Below are 21,501 nucleotides of genomic sequence, written 5' to 3' on the forward strand. Positions count from 1 at the left end.
GTTTTTATTCACTTATTACTTCTTCTTTTGTATCAAGACTCTCAAATAATGAATTGTTACTCTTAAATTCAGGAATGAGAATTTTCATTTTTTTCACCATCTTTTCAGCATTTAATGAATTAGCAGATTTAATGATTTTTTCAATCTTCTCCTTTATCAATTCATGATCCCTCACTACTTCCTGGCCTATCATAATTTTCTTATGATGCGTAGGTAGTGTTTTGCATTCATCATTCAGTAACTCCTCATAAAGCTTTTCACCGGGCCTTAAGCCTGTGATTTTCACTTTAATATTCTTATTTGGATCGTAGCCGGCAAGTTTAATCATTTTTATGGCCAAATCCATAATTTTCACCGGTTCTCCCATATCAAAAATAAAGATCTCTCCCCCTTTCCCCATAGCGCCAGCTTCAAGAACCAATTGGCAGGCTTCCGGGATAGTCATAAAATATCGTATAATATCAGGATGGGTAATAGTTACCGGCCCTCCTTTTTCTATTTGCTTTTTAAATAAAGGAACTACAGAACCATTGGAGCCAAGAACATTTCCAAATCTGGTGGTTATAAATTTTGTGGTATTTGAATCTCCTTTGATTTTAGAATGATAAAGCGACTGCACGTACATTTCAGCAGCTCTCTTTGAAGCTCCCATAACGTTACTTGGGTTCACTGCTTTATCTGTAGAAACCATCACAAAATGTGAAATCTTATACTTTAAGGAAAGATCAGCCAGGTTTTTAGTGCCCTGGATATTAACAAAAACCGCTTCATGCGGATTTTCTTCCATTAAGGGTACATGTTTATAGGCTGCTGCGTGGTAGACAACATCAATATTCTGATTCTGAAACATAAGCTCTAAACGCTTAAAATTACCTACGTCACAAATAATAAATTTGCAATTTAAATCCGGAAACTTTGCATTTACCTCTAGACTTAAAGAATGAAGCGGTGTTTCGGCCTGATCAAGGATAATTAGTTTCTTAGGATTATACTGCGCTACCTGTCTTACAATCTCGCTCCCTATAGAACCAGCGCCACCTGTTACCAAAATGGTTTTTCCCGTTAGTTGCTCTATTTTATTTTCGGGATGAAGCCTAATAGGTTCACGTTCCAGAAGGTCCTCAATTTGCAGAGATTTTACTTTTTTCGCTATGGGTTGTGCGTCTTCACCCCAGGTTGAAACAATAGGTGCGTTAAAGACTTTAATATTATTTTCAAGACAGTCTTCTACAAAATTGAATTTTTCCTCAGCAGTAAAATTATTTTCTGAAAGAATTATAGCTTCTGCATCTAAAGATTCAACCGCTTTATGAATTTTAGAAGAGTAATTAACAACAGGTTTATCAAGCAACCTTATACTTTTATTGTGTTTCTCATTAGTTAAAAAACCAACTATTTTAAATCTTCTTGGAATCTCTATATCTAGCGCACCAGCAATAGAAATAGCGTTTTCATCAGATCCAAGAATAACCGCCTTTAATATATCTTCATCTCTACTTACTAATTTAAAATACTCATAAATCTGTTTTACACCTAATCTAAATAGAAATAGCAGGGAAAAAGAAATACATAAATTAATAAATAAACCACCAACCAAAAATATTTTTTCACCTATAATATAATAGTTTATATAATTGATAAACAACAAAGTAAAAAATGAACTCATGGTAGCCATAAGTAGCTTTAGAGCATCTATATTGGAAGAATACCGAATAATGCCAGCGTAAGTTTTAAAAACATAGAAATAGAAAATATGAACAGCTATTACGATAAAAGCTTTATCATAAAAACTAAGAATAGTATAATAATTTGGGGTAAGATCTACAATAATTAAAACCGTAAACAACGTAGAAATAGTAACCAAAGACAGGTCTATTAAATAGACCGCCCACCTGGGTAAATATTTAATATTCCTTAAATCGAGGGCGTTATCGGTACCCGAGAGTATATTTCTTAATATCTTACTTATTTTATCTCCCATAATTATTTAATTGATAATCGAGATTAAATGCTTCGAGGCTTGCCTCTATATCAAAAAAAATCCATTAATACCTTTTGGGCTTAACCCAAAGGCAGTTTACTTCTGTTGTTTAAAACAGGATAAAATTCCCGCCTTTATTCTATCTTTTTCCTCCGGGCCCAAATTAGATCCCGAAGGCAAACAGAGACCGTTCTCAAATAAATTTTCTGCTACCAAATCTCCATAAAAAGGAGCATTTTCAAAAACCGGTTGTAAATGCATGGGCTTCCATAAAGGTCTGCTTTCAATATTCAATGCTTCAAGATGCAAACGAAGATCTTCACGACCTATTCCCGCGGTCTTTTTCTTATTAAGAGTCACTACACTTAACCAATGATTTGAAAAATAGTCAGTATTTGGAGCTGTATGAACCATAACACCTTCAATTTCAGAAAACAAATCTACATAAAAATCGTGCATTTCTCTCCTTGCACTTACTCGTTTATCTATCACTTCCATTTGGCCGCGCCCTATTCCGGCTGATATATTGCTCAACCTATAGTTGTAACCTATTTCACTATGTTGGTAATGAGGTGCCGCGTCTCTTGCCTGTGTAGCCAGAAAAACAGCTTTATCTTTGGTTGCTTTATTTTTAGTAACTAAAGCACCCCCTCCAGAAGTAGTGATAATTTTATTCCCATTAAATGAAAGTATCGCATAATCAGAAAATGTTCCACATTTCTGCCCTTTATAAGTACTACCCAAAGCTTCAGCGGCATCTTCAATAACCGGGATATCAAACTGAGCAGCTACTGCATTAATCTCATCTACTTTATAAGGCATTCCGTATAAATGTACGGCTATTATCGCTTTCGGTTTTTTTCCTTTTGAAACCCTATCTTCAATCGCTCTTTTCAAATGCCTGGGGCAAAGATTCAAGGTTTCCTCTTCACTATCTATAAATATGGGAGTAGCTCCTAAATAAGCAATAGGATTTGCTGATGCAGCAAAGGTCATGCTTTGGCAAAGCACCTCATCACCGGCTTTTACACCTAGCATCACCAAAGCCAAATGTAAGGCGGCTGTCCCCGAACTTAAAGCTGCTACAGAAGCCCCCTCGGCCCCCTCCTGGCCTCCCCCTAAGGGGGAGGAATTAAGATATTTTTTTATATCTTCTTCAAAACCGTTTACATTGGGGCCTAATGGGGCTATCCAATTTTGTTCAAAAGCCTCGTTGACGAATTTTTGCTCACTTCCGCCCATGTGTGGAGAGGATAGCCAAATTTTATCTTTATTCATTCAAGTATTTTATTATTTTTCCAGGATTGCCAACAACGACTGCAAAGTCCGGAACATCTTCAATAATTACAGCACCGGCACCTATAGAGACCCATTTACCAATTTTAACCCCCGGAATAACCGAGGCTCCGGTACCCACCTGAGTACCTTCAGCTATAGTGACATTTCCCGTAACTACAGCGTTTGGTGCTATATGCACAAAATCCTGAAGCTGCACATCGTGTTCAACAACCGCTCCAGAATTTATAATACAGTGTTTTCCTATTTTAGAACCGGCGTTAATAATAGCTCCTGGCATTACCACAGTTCCCGCTGCCATTTTAATATTATCTGAAATTATTGCACTAGCATGACTCACAGCTTCGGAAATCATCCCGGTAAACCTACGGGCAACTTGTTTTCTAATCACATTATTTCCTATAGCTAAAACTGATGGAATTTTCAGTTGATCTTCATTAGGTTTGTGTGTTACCTTAAAGCTAAGAAATTTTTGAATTTCCTGGTTATCATCAAACACAGCGTCTATTTGAATATTCCTGCTTTTTAATATATCAAAAACGACTTTCCCATGACCGCTGGCTCCGTAAATATTCATGCTTAATTTTTACCGTTAAATGCTTCTGTAGTTGCCATATTAGCTGTATTTATTCCTTCAGAAATCAATACTTTTTTTATTGTTCTGAATATAATTTTCAAATCCAAGCTAAAAGATAGGTTTTCCACATACCAAACATCATACTCAAACTTTTTGGTCCAACTAATGGCATTTCTACCATTTACCTGCGCCCAACCGGTAATTCCAGGTTTTACATTATGTCTCTTTCTTTGCCTTTCAGAATATAAAGGTAAATATTGAGGTAATAAAGGCCTGGGACCTATTAAACTCATATTCCCTTTTAAAACATTTATCAACTGCGGAATCTCATCTATAGAGGTTTTTCTAACGAATTTCCCAACCGCTGTTAACCTCTTTTCATCAGGAAGTAAATTTCCATTTTCATCCTTCTCATCAGTCATCGTTTTAAACTTAATGATATTGAAAATATGCCCATTTTTTCCCGGTCTTTTCTGAAAGAAAAAGGGTTTTCCGTTATTCGCCAAAGCTAATAAAATTGTGATAGGAATTAATAACGGACTAAGCACTAATAATGCCGTAAAAGCTATAAAAAAGTCGAGAATGTTTTTTAAAAAATGCCTATACATGTAAGTACTTTGGACCTTATTATTAGATATTTTTTTAGCCGTGCAAAATTATGACTTTATATACAGCTTCTCCAAGCTTTTATATTCCTTTAACAGAATTTGCCAAAATTCTTTGCGCTCATAATATTTGCAGATCTCATCCCTGGCATTTGATGAAAGCCTATTGGTATAATTCGTATTCTCAACAAACAACTCCATAGCAGAGAATAAAGCAGAGGTATCTTTAACCGGAATTATAACCCCATTAATGCCTTCTACAATAATCTCGTTACACCCATTAATATCGCTTACTATGGCCGGAAGGTTCATAGCGCCGGCCTGCATCACTACATTTGGAAAGCCCTCGCGATAACTTGGAAAAGTCAGGGCATTAGCAATAGCAAAATATGGACGGACATCCTCCTGGTACCCCGTAGTGATAATTTTTTCGTGGTTTTTTATACTATTAAACGTATCTTGATTTAATGGATCCAGTTCTTTTTCAAAAGGCCCTACCAGCAGCAAGGAAATATTCTGATTTTTCTTTTGGAGCTTTTTAAAGGCATCCACCAATTCATTTATTCCTTTTTCACTAACCAATCTTCCAATAAAAATAAACACAAAATCATCCTGAGGAATCCCAAGTGACTGTCTTTTATTTATCTTCTGGTCCTCTTTAAAGCTGTATGGATCAAAGTATTTGGTATCAATTCCATTAGAACTTCCCTTTCCAAGCACTTTTAATTTATTCTTCTCAGTAAAACCTTCCTTAAGGATAATCTCCTTTAGGCCACGAGAATTCGGGTAAACTTTTGTAGCCAACTTATAGGTGAATTTCTCTACCTGATCTAAAATCACTCTCTTAGTCCCGGTAGTTTCCATAAGCGGTAGCCCGGCTACTGTATGTAAGCGCAAAGGCACTCCAGCTAGTTTAGCGGCCAACATACCGACAATCCCCGCCTTTGGTGTGTGTGTATGAACAATTTCCGGATTTTCCTTTTTAAAAAATTTATACAGCTTCCAAACTGCTTTTAGATCTTTTACCGGGGTAATGGCCCGGGTCATTTCAACCCAAAAAGTGTCTACTTTATTATTTTTTCCATATTTCTCGAGCCTTTCCATCTCTGCAGCAATAGCGGTAACCTTATAATATTGACTCATATAAGTAAGCTGCCCTTCTAGTAGTTTTTCTAAGGAAAGGGGAATGGTGGTAATGCGAATGAGTTTTTTAGGCATGGGATATAATAATTTGCTGCAAAAGTAATATTTCCAAAATATGAACTAGCCGCCTTCCTAAAGTTTTTGGAGATTGTTTAAAATTCTTTCCGCGTATTTATCCCAGGTAAAATTATTCTCAACTTTTTTTATCAAATTTTGTTTGTTGCTAAGCTTAGTTCTCAAAACGTCATCGTTCATAATTCTCTCCATTTCTAGTTTTAAAGAATCTTCATTAGCTCTGGTGATTAATAAATCCTCATCTGTCTTAAAAGAATTTTGTATAGATGGAATATTTGGAGCAATAACAGGTAAACCGGCAGAAAGGTATTCAAAAATCTTTAAAGGATTCATATATGGGTTTGCATAATGATGAACTGCCACATCAAAACAATTAATATGAGCATTAATATTTTTATGATTTAACCAACCAGACATACTTGTTTTATCGGTTAATGATAGGTAATTTATCCTTTGTTTAATTTTATTAAAAGCAGGTCCATCTCCAATAATAATTAAAAATAAATTTTCATGTTTTTTCTGCAAATCATAAAATGAATTAATAAGAATCTCCATTTTTTTATGATGATCTAAAGTGCCAATATATCCAAAAATAAAAGCACCTTTAGGATAACCTAATTTTAAACGCAAATCGTTTTTATTAGAAATAGGGAAAAACTTGGCAACATTAGTTCCATTATGCACAACAATATTTTTATTCGGATTGAAATCTAAACCCATTATATTTTTTCTGGAAAAATCGGAAATAAAAATATTTAAATCTGTTTTTAGGTAAGCTTTGTATTGCAATTGAAGAAAGTATTTTTTAAAAGCAATATTTTTATAATTTTCATCAAAAGGAGAGCCATTAATCTGTGCACAAATGAGGAGATTGGGAAACTTTTTCTTTAGAATACTAATTTGTAAGAAATTGGAGTCTATTCGAATTAGTAATACATCAGGTTTAAACTCTTCTACCTTTTTAGTTAAACCTTTTAAATAAAAACGGTTTCTTCTAAAAAATGATAGCGTTTGAAAAAGTCCGGAACGTCTTAAAATATCTCTAAAGGTAATTTTTCCTTTCTTATGAACCGCTAGTCTTTCATGTTTTTCAGGAAATATTTCAATAGCTTCTACAGCAGAAAACTTTTTTAAATGCCTATGCAATTCTATAGATTGAATGCTACCACCATGTTTAGCGAAGTATGAAGTAGTATAAAAAAGTATACGCATAATTAAGTTATAAGTTTTCTTAATCGGGAATCTAAAATTATTCTCTTATTGCCAGAGTTTTGTACTAGATTTTTAAAAACCTCAAACTCTACATCTGGATCGTGAATACCTTGTTTTTCTATATGGCGCTTATTCGATATTGTATCTCTAAGGTCATCACGATATCCTGGTAAATATGGGCTCTTAAAAAAAGTGAAACCGGTTAAGTATAATTCTTTACAATCTGTATTTAACGCACTATAAATAGCCGAAAACCCAACAGTAGGCTGAAAACAACCTAATTCTTTTGTTATTTTTTTATATAACCTAGGCGAAAGTATATAAGTTTTCTTTAGCTTCAAGTGTCTCTTATAAAAATTAAGATGTGCTTTCAATCCCTTACTATCTGAATTTGGATGCACTAAATTTTGAATCCCTAATTTTTTAAATTCTTTAAAATTTATAGGGCCTCCACCACTATAATTATTTTCGTAAAAACTATGAAATAGATAGGTGAATTTAGAGCCTAAATAATCAGCATTTTCTTTGTTCCAGACCAATGCCGACTTGTTTATTCTGATTACAACATCAAAAGAATCAATATAATCACCATTCTTTTCATCAAAAACCGAATCGGCGGCTCCTATAATGGCCACTCTTTTATCCTTTAAATGCCGTTTTAAATTAAATATCCTTAACGACAAAAACATTAAGATTAGTGCGTAAAAAGTTTTTATTAATTTCAAGTAAAGCTTTTTATATATACAGCATTCAGGTTTTTTAAATCCGGATTGTTATATCCGTAAAAATCGATACTATTTAAATTTGCTGCCTCAAAATCATTCATAGAATCGCCTATTAAACAAATATTTTCGGGCGCGTACCCGTATCTTTTAATCAAACTCCTTACCAATTCTATTTTTGGAGTTGGCGAGCCCTCTATACTTTTAAAGTATTGGGAGATAATTAGTTTATCACATAAAAAATTTAATTCATTGTTATCTGAGCCTGAAACAATATGCATATTAAAATTTGACTTGTTCTCTTTTATAAAATTTATAGTTTCTAAAATCAAATTATTTTTTGAAACCAATTTTTTTCTCATTATGTCAGAATAACTTTTTGCAAGATTACTCAATTTTTCTTCACTTACATCTTCCTTTCTAATTTCTTTAAAGAAATAACGAAATTTCACATAACGTGATAGACCTCCATTTACTTTATGAAAGTCTAAGAGTAAATTAACTTCTCTGGTTGGATATTTTTCGAGAACTTTTTTAAAACCGTATTCTCTAACAGGCATAGAGTCTAAAATAACCCCATCAAAATCCCATAAAATCGCCAACTTATTTATAATATTTATCATATACGGCTTCTGCAATCTTAAAATCGTCCAGATAATCTATATCCAAAGAAACTATTTTACTTTGCGCTAATAATTTTGGTTTATCTCCCATTCTTTTTCCTTTGCAAAAATTTGCCCGAGAGGTTAAAAATATGGCATTATTAATTTCAAACCATTCTGGTAAATCCTGAGTTCGTGGCCAGGCTATAGCCGTATTATTATTTACAATTCCTAAAGAAGATTTATCCATTAAAAATTCCTTATAATCTTTTCCTGAAACTAATGAATCAAAATCATTATCCCATCCTTTTTCAAATTCTCTAATGGCTTTTAAATATTCTGCATTCTGGCAAAAGGGGGAAGTTACGTGCGTCCATAAAATAAAATCTGCGGCACTTACTTCTCCTGCGTGTTTAATAAGTTCTTTTAAGGGGGTATTGGCAGCCCCTAATCTATCGGCTCTTTTTATAATTCGCAAATTCCTTATTTTTTTAAAAAAAGATCCGGCAATTTCCAGGCATTCTTCATCATTGGTAGAAATTATCACCTCCATATTTTGTGGTAGGCCTTCCAGTTGTTTAAGTTTCAACTTTAGCAATCCTCCTTCAATACCCGAAAAATCACGAGTATTTTTTCTTTCTATTCTTTCACTTCCTTTTCTAACGGGAAGAAATATGGAATACTTCATAGCAAAAAAGAATAAACTGAAGATTTTTCAATAGTATATTCAGAGGGAGTAAGTGAAATTATTTTAAAATCTTCATTTTTATAATGTCTAAAAATTGTTTCATTTTCTTCAAACAATTCTTTTTGAGCCTTATTTATTATATTACCGTACCCATCATAACCAACCAAATAAACTTTCGTCGCTTTAAAAGCTAAAGCAACCTGAAGACAATATTCAGTAACCGATTCGGGAAAACAGTAATTTTTATTTTCAGCTAATTTATAATATTCCAAACCATGTAAGCTTTTCACGTCATTAAACGCCGGGGGAATTATAAAAGATCTTTTTTGTAATTTCGTTTTTGACAAAAACCTGTTTAATCGTTGGAGTTCTTTTCCCGGAATTAAGTGAAACTGCGGGTTTTTCACTTCTCTAAAAACTGCCACGTTTTTTGAACTTGCAAAAATCACCGGTATTTTAGGATGTATAGAAAGAAATTTATTCATAGCAGCTTTATGATTTTGTAAAGCTTTACCTCCTCCCACAATTAGTACACTAGAAGATTTAAATTCAGGTTCAAAAACAGCAACATTGCTTGTTGAAAAAGTATTTCTTATGGCTCCAATGTCATTTTTAATAATAGCATTTAAAGAAAAATACCTTTTATGGATTTGATCCATAAGCTTGTTCTGTGGCAAAGAAAAGCTACCCGAAACCATATATGGCAGGTTCGTTCCCCATTGATATTTAGGTTTTAGCTGAAAAAAAGTTTCGCGAACTTTGTGCAGCACATCAAAATTCACATCTAATTCAATCTTTTTATATAAAACACTTAGTAATAATTCTGTTTTAAGATTTCCCGCACCACGGCCCATTCCGTCAATAGTTGCATCTACTATATTAGCACCACAATTAATTGCCTCTAATGTATTAGCCAGCGCCATTTCCAAATTATTATGACCATGAAAGCCTAATTTAATTTTAAATTTGGGTTTTAAATAATTAAAAATTCTTCTCACATCTTCAGGAAAAAGCCCTCCGTAAGAATCTACCACATAAAAATAATCGCATACTGCATCAATAGCCTTAATTTGCGGTAATAAAGGATAATTTAAAGGCCATTTACTAGCATACATTAAATTAAGTGCCACCTCAAAACCAATTTCCTTAATTTTAGATGCCAAAGCTATGCCCCTATCTAAATTTTCAGGGTTCACTGCTAGTCTTATTAGTCTTATTTTTCCTAAACAAGAATTTAACAAAGCTTCTGCATCTTCCTTTCTAACATCCTTTTCATTTAAAATTATCGCAAGGTCTTTCTTTGTATGGCTTTTAATCCTCTCGATAATAAATTCAGGTAAATAAAAATAGGCGCCATTATATTGCTTCTTATGTGTAGATCTGTAACCAATTTCAATAAAATCGACAGGTAATTTATTCATAGAAGAAATATACGCATCTACCAATTTATCCTCAAAATCCCAATTTGTATAATACCCACCGTCTCGCAGAGTACAATCCAGTATTAATGGTTTATTACCTTTTAGTTTATTGATCATTTTATAATTCTTGCATTTCCACCATTTTTCTAAATGCATTGGAGATTTTTAATAAATGTTCGTAATCTCCAATTGCCTTAATAGCACCATCTTCCAATAAAATAATTTTATCGGCTTCTCTTATGGTAGCCAGTCTATGTGCTATGGTAATAAAGGTATAATTGCCTTTTAAATTTGAAATATTTTTTTGAATCTCAAATTCTGTTTCGGTATCAAGGGAAGATGTTGCTTCATCCATCAATAAAATTTCCACCTTTTTATAGAGTTCACGTGCAATAGATATTCTCTGCTTTTGCCCTCCGCTAATGTTTACCCCATTAGTTCCTATAAGCGTTTCTTCTTTTTCCGGTAGATTATAAATAAAATCCTCAATATTCGCTTTTTTTACAGCACTCTTAAACCTGGTTAGATTAGTTTTACTCTTTTCTTCCCAAAAAGTTACGTTATTAAATAAGGTATCGTTAAAAATTGTAGCGTCCTGAACAATATATCCTATTTTTCTTCTAAAGGATTTTTGGTCAATTTCTTTAAAATTAACATCATCGACAAAAAAATCACCTTTATTGGGAATCAATAATCCGGTTAGGATATTCATAAGTGTAGTTTTACCCGAACCGCTGGGGCCCACTATAGCGACACTGGTATTCTTTTTTATGCTAAAAGAAATCTTATTTAATATTGGGTTTTGCTTGTCATTATAGCTAAAACTAACATTTTTTAATGTTAAGCTTTGCTTAAAATCACGAAATATATTTTTATACTTATCTTTTTCCTGAGATTGCTGCAATAGTTTATTAAAGCTTTTTAAATTTTCTAAACTACCCGAATATCCCAAAAATAAATTCCACTGCTGTTGAGAAGCCATAAAAAAAGAAAAAGCCCTATAAATAAACAACAAGCTTAGCAATACACCGGTAATTCCCTGGTTAAATAGCTCTGTATAAAAAAGAATTGCGCCAAAAATAACTAGTATTATTAATGGTTCCCTAATCCCCATTAGAATCGCATCAACTATTCCCAATCTTCTTTGGGTTTGTTCCATTTTCAAAATACTTCCTTTCAATTTATGAACAAATGAATCAATTAATCCAGTAGCCTTTAAGTACTTAAATAAATTAATATTTTCTATTAATAATTTATGATAGTAGTTCGTTTCACCAACAAGCTTGTTTGAAAAATACTTTGTACGCTTATATAAAATTTTATAAAGCAGACTAATAATTATACCTCCCAATAATACCAATAGAGTAAATTTCCAATCCACTCCTAGGGACAATGAAAAATAAGCCAGCACTAAAACAAAGAAATTAACTGTTTTGAAATAAAATTTATAAGCTACACTTATTTTAGCAACATCACTACCAAGGGTATTTTGTACCCTTCCAGTATCGAGATTTACAAAAGACGGGTATTTATAATTACTAAAAAGGTGAAGGCTATTAAAACGTATTTCTCGCATCATTTTTTGTTGCCATAACACGCTTAGATAGGCGTCCATAAATTTTATGGCCCCCTTTAAACTAAACAATAAGAATATTATTAGAAAAACATCTAGAATTACAGGCTCTAAATCTAACCAGTCAAAAAATATTTTATTTAAAAAATCGCTTCCGGGTATTTCAGCATTTGCAGTATCGTTAAATACAATTTGTAATAAGGGAATAATAAGGGCAAGTCCCAAACCATCTAAAATACCGGTTAAAAAACTTAGTAAAAAACTTAGAATCACCCTCCATTTAAGATAAGAATAAAAAAACAACAGATATCCAAATTGTTTTTTAATAAATTGCTTCAGCCGCATACTAAAATGAATTGTTCAAACAAAGGTATAATTTTATACTATCTTTGCTCGCTGCTAATTCTAGTTTATTGCTAAGATATGATTTCATGAACTTTACCCAATTTAAGAATTTATTTGAAAAAAAGGAAGTTACTGAATATAAGAATAAAGCTGTACACACCCCTTTGGTTAGTATATGCATACAGACATATAACCAGGCGTCTTATATAAAAGAAAGCCTGGATGCCATACTATCTCAAAAAATCAACTTTTCAATAGAGCTTCTACTTGGAGACGACGACTCTACAGATGGCACAAGAGAAATATGTATAGCCTACGCTAAAAAATATCCAGAAAAAATAAGATTATTTTTTCATCATAGGATGAATAACATTAGTGTTTCCGGTAAACCAACAGGGATTTTTAATTCGTTGTACAATATATTTTCCAGTAGAGGAAAGTTTATCGCTTATTGCGATGGAGATGATCTTTGGGACGATACATATAAACTTCAGAAACAGGTAGATTATTTAAGAGCCAACCCTAATACCAGTTTCACCTATCACGAGGTAAAATTAATAGATAAAAACGGTTTACTTATTTCCAATAATAGCGATTTAAAATTAAGTGAAAGAGATTTTACAAGCACTCAATTAAAAAAAGCGTTTATACAACCACCTATTTCAACCTGGTGTTTTAGAAACCAAATTAAAGATATTCCTATAGAGTTTACTAAAATTTTTAATGGTGATAATTTTTGGATGAGTTTATTGGGAAATTATGGGGATGGGAAATATCTCGAAAATATAAAGCCCAGTTTTTATAGAATACATCCCGCTTCTATATGGAGTACTGCTGAAAAATCATTTCAACTGAAATCAAAATTTGAAACTTATAGCTATTTATCAAAATATTATAAACGAAAAAAAGACAAAAACCTTTCTGAACATTTTAAATCGCGAGCTAATAATTATGCTAAAATGATTTTTAAATATTATTTAAAAAGAAAAAAAATGCTTGAGATTATAAAGTTTTTAAAGTTTTATCTTCAAACTTTGCAACTTTAATTCGTTCATATGTATAGATTTCATGCCATACAAATTTTTTAGTTTTTTATAACAGCGAAGAATCTCCTCCAATTCATTTAAATTCCTACTAGGGTTATTCCCAAAATTATGCGGATGCCACCATAAGTGATAAATTTCGTTTTTCCTGGCTGCTTTTTCCATTTCCGAAATAATACGTTTCAACTTCATATTATTAAGAGCCTTTATATCACTATAAGGGCGAAGCAGTCTGCTAGCCATTTGCGGAACCACTCCAGGCTGTATTTGGAAAATTTCTTCGTTTTTATAAGATTTATTGCAAAATCCAAGGTAGGCGTCCCCGGTTCTAAATATTTTTTGCGCCAGACTATCTTTTTGGGTATCCTGCCAATACCAATCTTTAGGATTAGACCTTATATTGGTAATCCCAAATTCGGCACAAACTTTTAAATAATCTTCGTTATACTGGTTACGAGGAAATACCAGAGAACGCATATCAACACCTTGTTTCCTGGCAAGTTCAACCACCTTCTCTAAATCCTTTTTGAAAGCCGCCTGATTCTGCCCCCGTTCCAGGCAGTAATAATGCGAATAGGTATGAGTACCCAGCTCCTGATTTGGAGTTTCAGCAATTAATTTTATAAGTTCTGGTGCGAAACAAAGTGCTTCAGTTTCTTTGCTTGCAATAGATTTCCCATATCTATATGCTGATAGTTCTATATTATTATAATCTGGTATTAATTCAGGAATATTTTCATTCCACTCTTCCCAGTTTTCATTAAACAACATCCCTACGGTAGCCCAGGTACAGGAAATTTCATATTTTTCAAATAGCTTAAGCATCTCAGGAATTACCTTACGGGTATTTTGAAAATACTCCTTCTTTTCCCTCCAGTCTACTTTATCAAACACTCCCCATAAAAGTTCGAAATCCAGGGAAATCACTAAGGTACCTTGCATTGTTTGTTCGTTAAATCGTTAGTTCGTTGGTTCGTTAATTGGTGAATTCGTTAATTCGTTTATTCGTTCTTCGTGGGTTCGATTTATGCTAATTTCGATTAACCGGGGCAACCTCTGATAGCTAGAATTAAGCATTTTTCATTTAGGCTTTATATTATCTTTCATCTATTTTTATCCTGGCCTTAAGCAACTCCATCTATTGCTACATCACAAATTTCGAAATTAAGGATTCCCGAATCTACCATTTTCTATTTTTCCATTAACGAATCCCAAATATTCAACTAAACAGTTGCTACATTCGAATTAACGAGTCCATTCTCGCTTGGTTATTTTCCGAAGAAACAAATCCCGAATCCCCAATTATCGCTCCCTATATCCTTTATTCCATAGCTACCACAGCTTCTTTTGCCTTCTGCCTCTTTTTTAACAACTTACGCTTTTTAATAATTCTATCATACTTCTTTTGCGCCAGATAATAATAGATCACAAAAAACAGAAAGTACATCACCATAGACTTTTGTCGCATAATAATCCCGAGGTTAGACATTACAAAGGTTAAGGCAAAAGAAGAAAGAAAGAATACAACTAAACTCATTTTTACGGACATAGGTGAATTCTTTAAAAAGGAAATAAAATCTTTTTTGAGAATTTTGATGAATAGCAATAAATAAAGGAGATTTTCAACCGAGACAATTAAGCCTAAAACTCCCGGTGCATCAAAAAATAAGGGTCTAAACCAAAATGTAAAAAGCTTTAAGGGTAACGGATAATCTGATATGGCTACTCCGGAACCCGATTCACTAAGACCCTGCGAACGATCTTCAGAAAAATCTTCAAAATCTGATACAAGATTTTCCGATTCTTCCAAGCCCGCCATTCCTAAAATTTGGTCCTGAACCAGAATTAATCCACCAATCATTCCTACATAAATAAGTAGTTTCTTCCCGAAGGAAATTTTTTCTTTTCCCGTCATATACCCTAAAACTGTCCCGGCTGCTACAAACAAGAATACGTGAGGTCTAATAAAATAGATTATTACTGATCCTAATATGAGGGTTACAAGCCGGGACTTTGGATTCTTTAGAGCATACGCAAACATCATCAAACCTAAAAAAATTGGAGCTCCTTTCCCTAAGGATGCTGTCCAAAAATGCATATTAGGTAAAAAAAGTGTTAAGACAAGAAGATCAAAATTTTTAAAAACCTTAATCTTAATTGGTATATTCTCTCGAAAAAACATATATGCATAGACGAAGCCTAGATATCCCAACCAGGCAAAAAGCACCATCATCATTTCATAACTAAAACCAAGCAAATTGATAAACGGCCAGGATAGAAAATCTATAAAGGTAGTACTGGTGCCAAAATAATGAAACCATTCATCATTCATTTGAGGTCTGGAATAATAGGCTTTAGAATCAGAAGGATTGAAAGCAGCATAGGTGTAGTAAACTCCAAAGAAAAACAGATGATATAAAAAGAGCAAATTCATCAGTTTTTTGGAAAACCACCGATATTTTTTCTCAAAACTGTTAAAAAGCCCCTGGTTTAGAAGGAATAAAAAAAGTATTAAAACTATTGCTCCTATCATAATCTAAAACAATTCCAGGTCGCCTAAACTATACCTCCAGTTTTGCAAATTTAATAGCTCGGGAGTATTTAAATTTATTGCTTTATAGGTTAATACCGGACCAAAATTCCCGATAATTCCGGTTTTAAATTGAATGTCTGCATTAGAAGCTATACTTAACACCTGTGCTCCCGATGCTTTTGCCAATTGAAGAATTGCTGTTTTTGCTTCCTTTTTCCCATTAGTAGTACAGATCACTTCAGACAACCTAAACTCTTTAAATTTATTTCTTTTTTTAACGTAACCGGCAATAAAATATTGTTTATTACAGATCACGGCATAATCCTGCAAAGGATTATTGATATAACGCCAGGTTAAATACTGTAAGTTTTTAGGCGTAAAGAGTTGGTTGGTCTTCTTTTGCTTTTGAAAAAACGAAGCTATCAGGTTATCACTGGAAGCTATTTCTCCAACACAATGATAAGTAAACTGCTTATTTATATTAATAGGATTTAAAGCCCGCAACTCTATTTTTAATTTAGCAACTTCTTTCCATCCCATCTTAAGATAGCCCGGCTTACTTTGGGAGTTTGGCGTATTAAATACAAAATGATCGCCACGCTCTTTTCCAAATTCTAAAGCTTTTAAGGTAAGTTTTTTAAAGATGCCTTTACCCTGATGTTCCGGGTGCGTAGCTGTATCTACAGCACGAAATGCGCTATATACTTCTTCCCCACGTTGCCATTGCCACCGCATAAAAGCCCTTACACCAATAACTTTATTGTATTCCTCAGCTACCAATACCAGAGACTCCCCAAAAGGATTCTCTATATGCTTATAGCGCCATACTTCTTCTGTCTTCTTAGAAGAGGTTTCCCCCAAACTTGCTTTTAGTACGCTTAAAATTCCAGGAATATCAGAATGATTGGCTTCTCTTATTTGCATTATTTATTGTTTTATGTTATGAGTGTAAGGCTTTGATGTAGTGACCTTGTGATCTTGTTAACTTGTGATCCTGACTCCTCCACTAGATCACTCTTCATCACTCCTTTACTCTTTTCACTCCTCACTCCTTTACTTCATCACTTCGTTACTTCCTCACTCATCTCCACATAATAACCTTCCAACTCCTCAACCATACGCTGAAGGCTGAACGATTCTACCACCCTTTTCCTCGCCGCCAGTTTCAACTTGTTTAATTCTTCAGGATTATTAATGAGGCTTTGAACTTTACCTGAAAGCTCCTGCCATTCATCTACAGGAACAACCAGTCCATCTTCATTTTTTCTAATCACTTCCTTAATGCCTCCTGCATCTGTAGATACCACCGCACATTCCATACTCATAGCTTCTAACAAGGCTATAGGCAAGCCCTCAAAGGAAGAACTCATCATAAAAATATCCATAGCCTCAAAATAAGGTTTTACATTGGTTTGTAAACCGGGAAAGAAAACCACTTTCTCCAGACCTAAGTCTTTCCATTCCTTTTTAATCTCTTCTTCCAGCGGACCGGCTCCAACAATTATTCCATAAACACTTGAATGCTGCTCCTTAATTTTCTTAATCACCCTTAACCACTCTACCAAACGCTTCTGAAAGCGGAATACGGCTACATTGCCAAGTACTATGGCATTCTTTGGTATCCCTAATTCTTTTCTGATTTTGGAATTACTTGTTTTTTGAAAAGATTCGATATTAACACCGTTTAGTAATGTTTTTACCGGAATTTTTGGCTGAATATTCTTGTTGATGGAATTAGTAACATCTTGAGATACTCCAAGGGCCAGACTTTGGGAATTAAATGTATATTTATTTATTGTTTTAGTAGCTATATGGTAGCGTTCTTGCATATTGTGTTCTGTATACAATACCGGTATTCCTGTTTTTTTATGTACCAATCTACCTACAAAACCGGCCCAGGGCAAATGACAATGTATTATATCTATTTTATGTGCTTTACAATAAGCAATAATTTCTTTGTACTGCGATAATAACCTGATATTGTCTTTGGCTTCCAAACAGGTCACTCTCCCACCGGCATCTTTAATTGCTGACTCCATTTGATCTTTCCAGGGTAAAAAATAGATATAATGAAAATCAAATTTTTCTTGGTCGTGCAATTTGAGCGTTTCAGGAAGCAACATTTCAGCGCCTCCCCTGCCCAGGGATTTAATAATATGAAGGATTTTAATTTTTGACATAGTTTAAATAAAAGCGCAAAGTTAATTCATTCTCAGGCCTACACAAGAAATTTATTTTTTTAAGCTAGAGATACTGGGCCAACCCGGTCTGTGCAATTGTAGATTGTACCAGTAACTTTCTAAACGTTTTAATTGATGCGCCCTTGGAACCTATTATAATTGTGCGCGCACAGCTATTTAAAATAAATGCGATGATTTTTAGTATCATGGTTATTTCGGCCTACCGAAAATTTATCATAAAATTTGACGTGAAAATTCCGAAAAATTTTAGGCTGTTTGAGCCAAACGGATTTTTGAAATTTATACTAAAGGTTATTGGCGAGTTCCCAATCCCGGGAAGGAATTGAACGATAAATTTAGACAAAGTATAGCCTGTCCCGAGCTTAGTCGAGGTATAAGCCTAGACTTTTTTGTTTCTTTTTTGGGCAATGCAAAAAAGAAAAAATTAGAAAGTTTAAAGATAAATTCTGTTTTAAAATTAATTCGAAAAATACTGATATTGCACTCTCAAATAATCAATAATCACTTGGATCTATTGTTTTTCCTAATTTTTTAGTAACTCCATGAAAGGTACCGAGTATAAAAAGTTTTAGCTTTATGAATTTCTCGTTCTCTTTAAAAAGCAAGCCACCTAAGAGAAACAACCAAAATTTAAAAGCTTTGTATAATCTTTGGGGTAAATTTAATTTATTTTTACGTACGTATAATCTGATATAAATATTGTTCCTCGCTTCATAATAGTAACGCCAGGCAGATCGGGAGTTTTTACCCCTGGTTGCAAAGTGTACTCCTTTAGCAGAGGAAACCCATTTACAGGGGATTTGATGCACCTCCTCTATTCTATACTTTAAGTATTCCGTATCCTCACCCCAAAAAAATAATTCTTTATCGGGCAGGCCTATTTTATTTACTACTCCTACAGGAAGAAGAACTCCCCACCAGGCCGGATTATTTTTTGTTTGAAAATCTTTATTCCGTACAAACGGAAATAATACTACTTTGGACGAAGCTGTATGTAATAAATTTTCCAAACAAGTTCTTGCGGGGAAAAAATCGTCGTCCATTAACCATAGATAATCTATTTCTTCCTTTTCTTTAAAGTATTTTATTCCATAATAAAAACCTCCGGCAGGCCCTGTGTTGAAGTCTAAAAAAAGAGTATTTATATTTTTTTGGGCAGAAAGATATGCTCGTGTTCCATCGGTAGAATCATTATCTACCACCAATATTTGCATATTGGTGTAAGATTGATTTTTAACTTTACATAAAGCAATCTCCAATAAATTAAGACGATTATAAGTAAGTATTACTACCCCAACCCGTGGACTTTTATTGTATGCCATTTAATAACGCAGTTTACAGTAATTTAGTTCTATAATTTTTAAAGTATATAAAGCAATCTTCCATAATACTACCCTGATAAAGTTAATTAAAGCCTATGCTATACGCTTTTCTCTCCTACACTTCGACAAGTTCATCATGACGAATGCCTTATGGTAAAGAATGTTTTATAACGTATACAAAAGTTTACCAAAGCTTACTTCAATAAATCTTTATAAACGGCTTCGAACTCCAAAGCTATTTTACTATTCATATAACTTTCTTTAACCATTTTATAGGCATTTTCTATTTTATGCTCCGGTTTGTTTGCCAAAACCTTCAATATGGCTTTTTTAAAACTGTTTTTATCTCCCTTTTTAATGAGGTAACCGGTTTGCTCATTTACAATTTCGCCAATTCCGCCAACATTATAGGCCACTACCGGCGTTTTACAATACATTGCTTCTAAAAGCACCCCTGGCAGACCTTCAATGATGCTGGGTAATATGAGCACATCTGCAGCCTTACAGAAATCTAAAGGGTTATTAACAAAACCATGAAATGTTATGGAGTCTTGTAATCCCTTTTCTTTTACCAGCGTTTCAATTTCCCACCGCAATGGCCCATCTCCTACCAAATGCAGGTGTAAATAAGGTTCGTCTTGTATCACCAATTGAAATATTTCCAGCAAACCTTTATGGTTTTTCTCAAAACTAAAGCCGCCAATATGAACTATATGTTTTACCTCCTGCGGCATGAGTTTAATAGTTTTTGGTATTTTAGACTCAAGTCCCACCGGAAGAACGAAAGTACGTTCTCGTAAAAAAGGAAACAGATGAATAATATCTTTTTTGGATGCCTGAGATACCGACAACACCCTACTTACATTTTTATATAAAAAATGATTAAGCTTTTTTTGTACACCCGATTTCAAATATTGCCCTACTTCACTGGCATTACGCACAATGATAGGCGTTGACCAACCAAATAATTTTTTAGAAAGAATAGCATATTTTAAGGTATCCCCGGCGTTAGCCTGTATAATGTCAGGCTGGAAGTCCTTTATAAACTTTGTCAGGTTTTTCCACGCTTTATAATCTAAAAATCGATTACTTGCAGTACCGTCTATGTCTTTTATTTCAGCATCCCAATCTAGCTTTGACTTTCCCGAAAAAATGGCAATTATTTGTACTTCATGCCCCAGTTGTATTAAATGCTTAGAAAGCTGACAAGTAAAAGTTTCGGCGCCCCTGTTTTGAGGTTTTTGTATAAGTTGGAGGATTTTCATACTTCTCTTATAGTTTACCTTCAAGATCTCCTAGAGATATTATAAGGTTATCTGGAATGTGAAAGTCATTTTCCTTAAAAACAATTAATGCCTTCCTATGTTTTAGTGAAAATAAAGATGAAATCTCTTTATTAATTTGATTCTCTAGAAAATATACAAAAGGAGTATTCTCTTTGGCAAGAATTCGTTTTAATGCATCTTGAAGTATTTCAGTATTTCCATAACTATCACACAAAACAAGCGTTTTAAGCCCTTTGATCTTGTCCATTCGATAAACCAAGTAAAGGATGTTTTGATCTGAGGTTTTATACTTTACTTTTTGGTAACCCGGATCTTGATAACGCCATTGTATAAATTCAAGAGAATTACCAACCTGGAAAAGATGACTGGTTGAAATTATGTCTGTAGAATTTTCCGATTTTGGAAGGTTAATTAAGCTTTCCCCTTGCTTTAATTTCGAAGGCAAAAGTATTCCAAATTTATATATGTAATTGTGTTTGGGCTCCTTCCATCTTAATTTTAAAAATTCAGGGTGACTATTAGCGTTTGGATTTGCCAACAAGACTTGATAATCATTCTTATATCTTTCCAGTCCTTTGGTCATTAATTTTTTAAAAATACCTTTTCCTCTCATTTTAGGTGAAGTACAGGCATCAAAGGGCCTAATACATTTTATCATCTCCCCCTTTTTATTATAGAAGTTATATCGCATATAAAAAACAACCCCTACAATTTCCTCCTGAGAAATTGCTACCATCGATAAGGATGGACCAAATGGATTATTTAAATGTTTCCAAATAAGAAAATCTTTTGTGTACTCTGGTTGTAAATTTTTTTTTATTAAGGAAGCAACATCCTCTATATCTTTTGAGTAATCTAAATCTCTGAATTCCACTT

General features: G+C 33.5%; 19 protein-coding genes. 1 reads left to right on the plus strand and 18 read right to left on the minus strand.

Annotated elements, in window-relative coordinates:
* Nucleotides 1–4: 4 nt before the first annotated feature.
* From B5X51_RS02815 to B5X51_RS02865, 11 genes are all read right to left on the minus strand, one after another.
* Entirely contained in the window at nt 5–1,981 is a 1,977-nt protein-coding gene (locus tag B5X51_RS02815) for a polysaccharide biosynthesis protein (RefSeq protein ID WP_079719341.1), read from the minus strand.
* Between the two features lie 96 nt (nt 1,982–2,077).
* Complete coding sequence (locus tag B5X51_RS02820; protein ID WP_079719342.1) at nt 2,078–3,259, minus strand: DegT/DnrJ/EryC1/StrS family aminotransferase; 1,182 nt, start codon at nt 3,257–3,259, stop codon at nt 2,078–2,080.
* Nucleotides 3,252–3,854 (minus strand): acetyltransferase, encoded by a 603-nt coding sequence (locus B5X51_RS02825; RefSeq protein WP_079719343.1) that lies wholly within the window; start codon nt 3,852–3,854, stop codon nt 3,252–3,254. The genes B5X51_RS02820 and B5X51_RS02825 overlap by 8 nt, the downstream gene beginning before the upstream one ends.
* Nucleotides 3,855–3,856: 2 nt before the next feature.
* Nucleotides 3,857–4,462 (minus strand): sugar transferase, encoded by a 606-nt coding sequence (locus tag B5X51_RS02830; protein ID WP_079719344.1) that lies wholly within the window; start codon nt 4,460–4,462, stop codon nt 3,857–3,859.
* A gap of 48 nt (nt 4,463–4,510) precedes the next feature.
* On the minus strand, nt 4,511–5,677 hold the full coding sequence (locus tag B5X51_RS02835) for a glycosyltransferase family 4 protein (RefSeq protein ID WP_079719345.1): 1,167 nt from the start codon (nt 5,675–5,677) through the stop codon (nt 4,511–4,513).
* Between the two features lie 57 nt (nt 5,678–5,734).
* On the minus strand, nt 5,735–6,889 hold the full coding sequence (locus B5X51_RS02840; protein ID WP_079719346.1) for a glycosyltransferase family 4 protein: 1,155 nt from the start codon (nt 6,887–6,889) through the stop codon (nt 5,735–5,737).
* 2 nt (nt 6,890–6,891) lie between these two features.
* A complete protein-coding gene (locus tag B5X51_RS02845; protein WP_079719347.1) occupies nt 6,892–7,614 on the minus strand; it encodes a glycosyltransferase family 29 protein in 723 nt (240 codons plus the stop codon).
* Complete coding sequence (locus B5X51_RS02850) at nt 7,611–8,234, minus strand: HAD family hydrolase (protein ID WP_079719348.1); 624 nt, start codon at nt 8,232–8,234, stop codon at nt 7,611–7,613. The genes B5X51_RS02845 and B5X51_RS02850 overlap by 4 nt, the downstream gene beginning before the upstream one ends.
* Complete coding sequence (locus B5X51_RS02855; protein ID WP_079719349.1) at nt 8,215–8,901, minus strand: acylneuraminate cytidylyltransferase family protein; 687 nt, start codon at nt 8,899–8,901, stop codon at nt 8,215–8,217. Before B5X51_RS02855 ends, B5X51_RS02850 begins: the two co-directional genes overlap by 20 nt.
* Nucleotides 8,898–10,478 (minus strand): aldolase catalytic domain-containing protein, encoded by a 1,581-nt coding sequence (locus B5X51_RS02860; RefSeq protein ID WP_079719350.1) that lies wholly within the window; start codon nt 10,476–10,478, stop codon nt 8,898–8,900. The genes B5X51_RS02855 and B5X51_RS02860 overlap by 4 nt, the downstream gene beginning before the upstream one ends.
* Entirely contained in the window at nt 10,441–12,240 is a 1,800-nt protein-coding gene (locus B5X51_RS02865; protein ID WP_079719351.1) for an ABC transporter ATP-binding protein, read from the minus strand. Before B5X51_RS02865 ends, B5X51_RS02860 begins: the two co-directional genes overlap by 38 nt.
* 86 nt (nt 12,241–12,326) lie before the next feature.
* Here B5X51_RS02865 and B5X51_RS02870 point away from each other — a divergent pair, with 86 nt between their 5' ends.
* On the plus strand, nt 12,327–13,286 hold the full coding sequence (locus B5X51_RS02870; RefSeq protein WP_079719352.1) for a glycosyltransferase: 960 nt from the start codon (nt 12,327–12,329) through the stop codon (nt 13,284–13,286).
* Here the strand turns inward: B5X51_RS02870 and B5X51_RS02875 are convergent.
* The 7 genes from B5X51_RS02875 to B5X51_RS02905 all read right to left on the minus strand — a co-directional run bounded on the left by B5X51_RS02875 (nt 13,254) and on the right by B5X51_RS02905 (nt 21,499).
* Nucleotides 13,254–14,225 (minus strand): polysaccharide deacetylase family protein, encoded by a 972-nt coding sequence (locus tag B5X51_RS02875; RefSeq protein ID WP_079719353.1) that lies wholly within the window; start codon nt 14,223–14,225, stop codon nt 13,254–13,256. The genes B5X51_RS02870 and B5X51_RS02875 overlap by 33 nt on opposite strands.
* 379 nt (nt 14,226–14,604) lie before the next feature.
* A complete protein-coding gene (locus tag B5X51_RS02880; protein WP_245828691.1) occupies nt 14,605–15,717 on the minus strand; it encodes a hypothetical protein in 1,113 nt (370 codons plus the stop codon).
* 102 nt (nt 15,718–15,819) lie between these two features.
* The gene (locus tag B5X51_RS02885; RefSeq protein WP_079719355.1) at nt 15,820–16,740 is read right to left on the minus strand and encodes a GNAT family N-acetyltransferase; all 921 of its coding nucleotides are present in this window, start codon (nt 16,738–16,740) and stop codon (nt 15,820–15,822) included.
* Nucleotides 16,741–16,877: 137 nt separating this feature from the next.
* A complete protein-coding gene (locus B5X51_RS02890; protein ID WP_079719356.1) occupies nt 16,878–17,996 on the minus strand; it encodes a glycosyltransferase in 1,119 nt (372 codons plus the stop codon).
* A 515-nt stretch (nt 17,997–18,511) separates the two neighbouring features.
* A complete protein-coding gene (locus B5X51_RS02895; protein WP_079719357.1) occupies nt 18,512–19,339 on the minus strand; it encodes a glycosyltransferase in 828 nt (275 codons plus the stop codon).
* A 194-nt stretch (nt 19,340–19,533) separates the two neighbouring features.
* On the minus strand, nt 19,534–20,604 hold the full coding sequence (locus B5X51_RS02900; RefSeq protein ID WP_079719358.1) for a glycosyltransferase family 4 protein: 1,071 nt from the start codon (nt 20,602–20,604) through the stop codon (nt 19,534–19,536).
* Nucleotides 20,605–20,611: 7 nt separating this feature from the next.
* On the minus strand, nt 20,612–21,499 hold the full coding sequence (locus tag B5X51_RS02905) for a GNAT family N-acetyltransferase (RefSeq protein ID WP_079719359.1): 888 nt from the start codon (nt 21,497–21,499) through the stop codon (nt 20,612–20,614).
* Nucleotides 21,500–21,501 lie beyond the last annotated feature (2 nt).

Origin of the sequence: Salegentibacter holothuriorum, from assembly GCF_900168045.1 — a bacterium.
Taxonomy (GTDB): Bacteria; Bacteroidota; Bacteroidia; order Flavobacteriales; family Flavobacteriaceae; genus Salegentibacter; species Salegentibacter holothuriorum.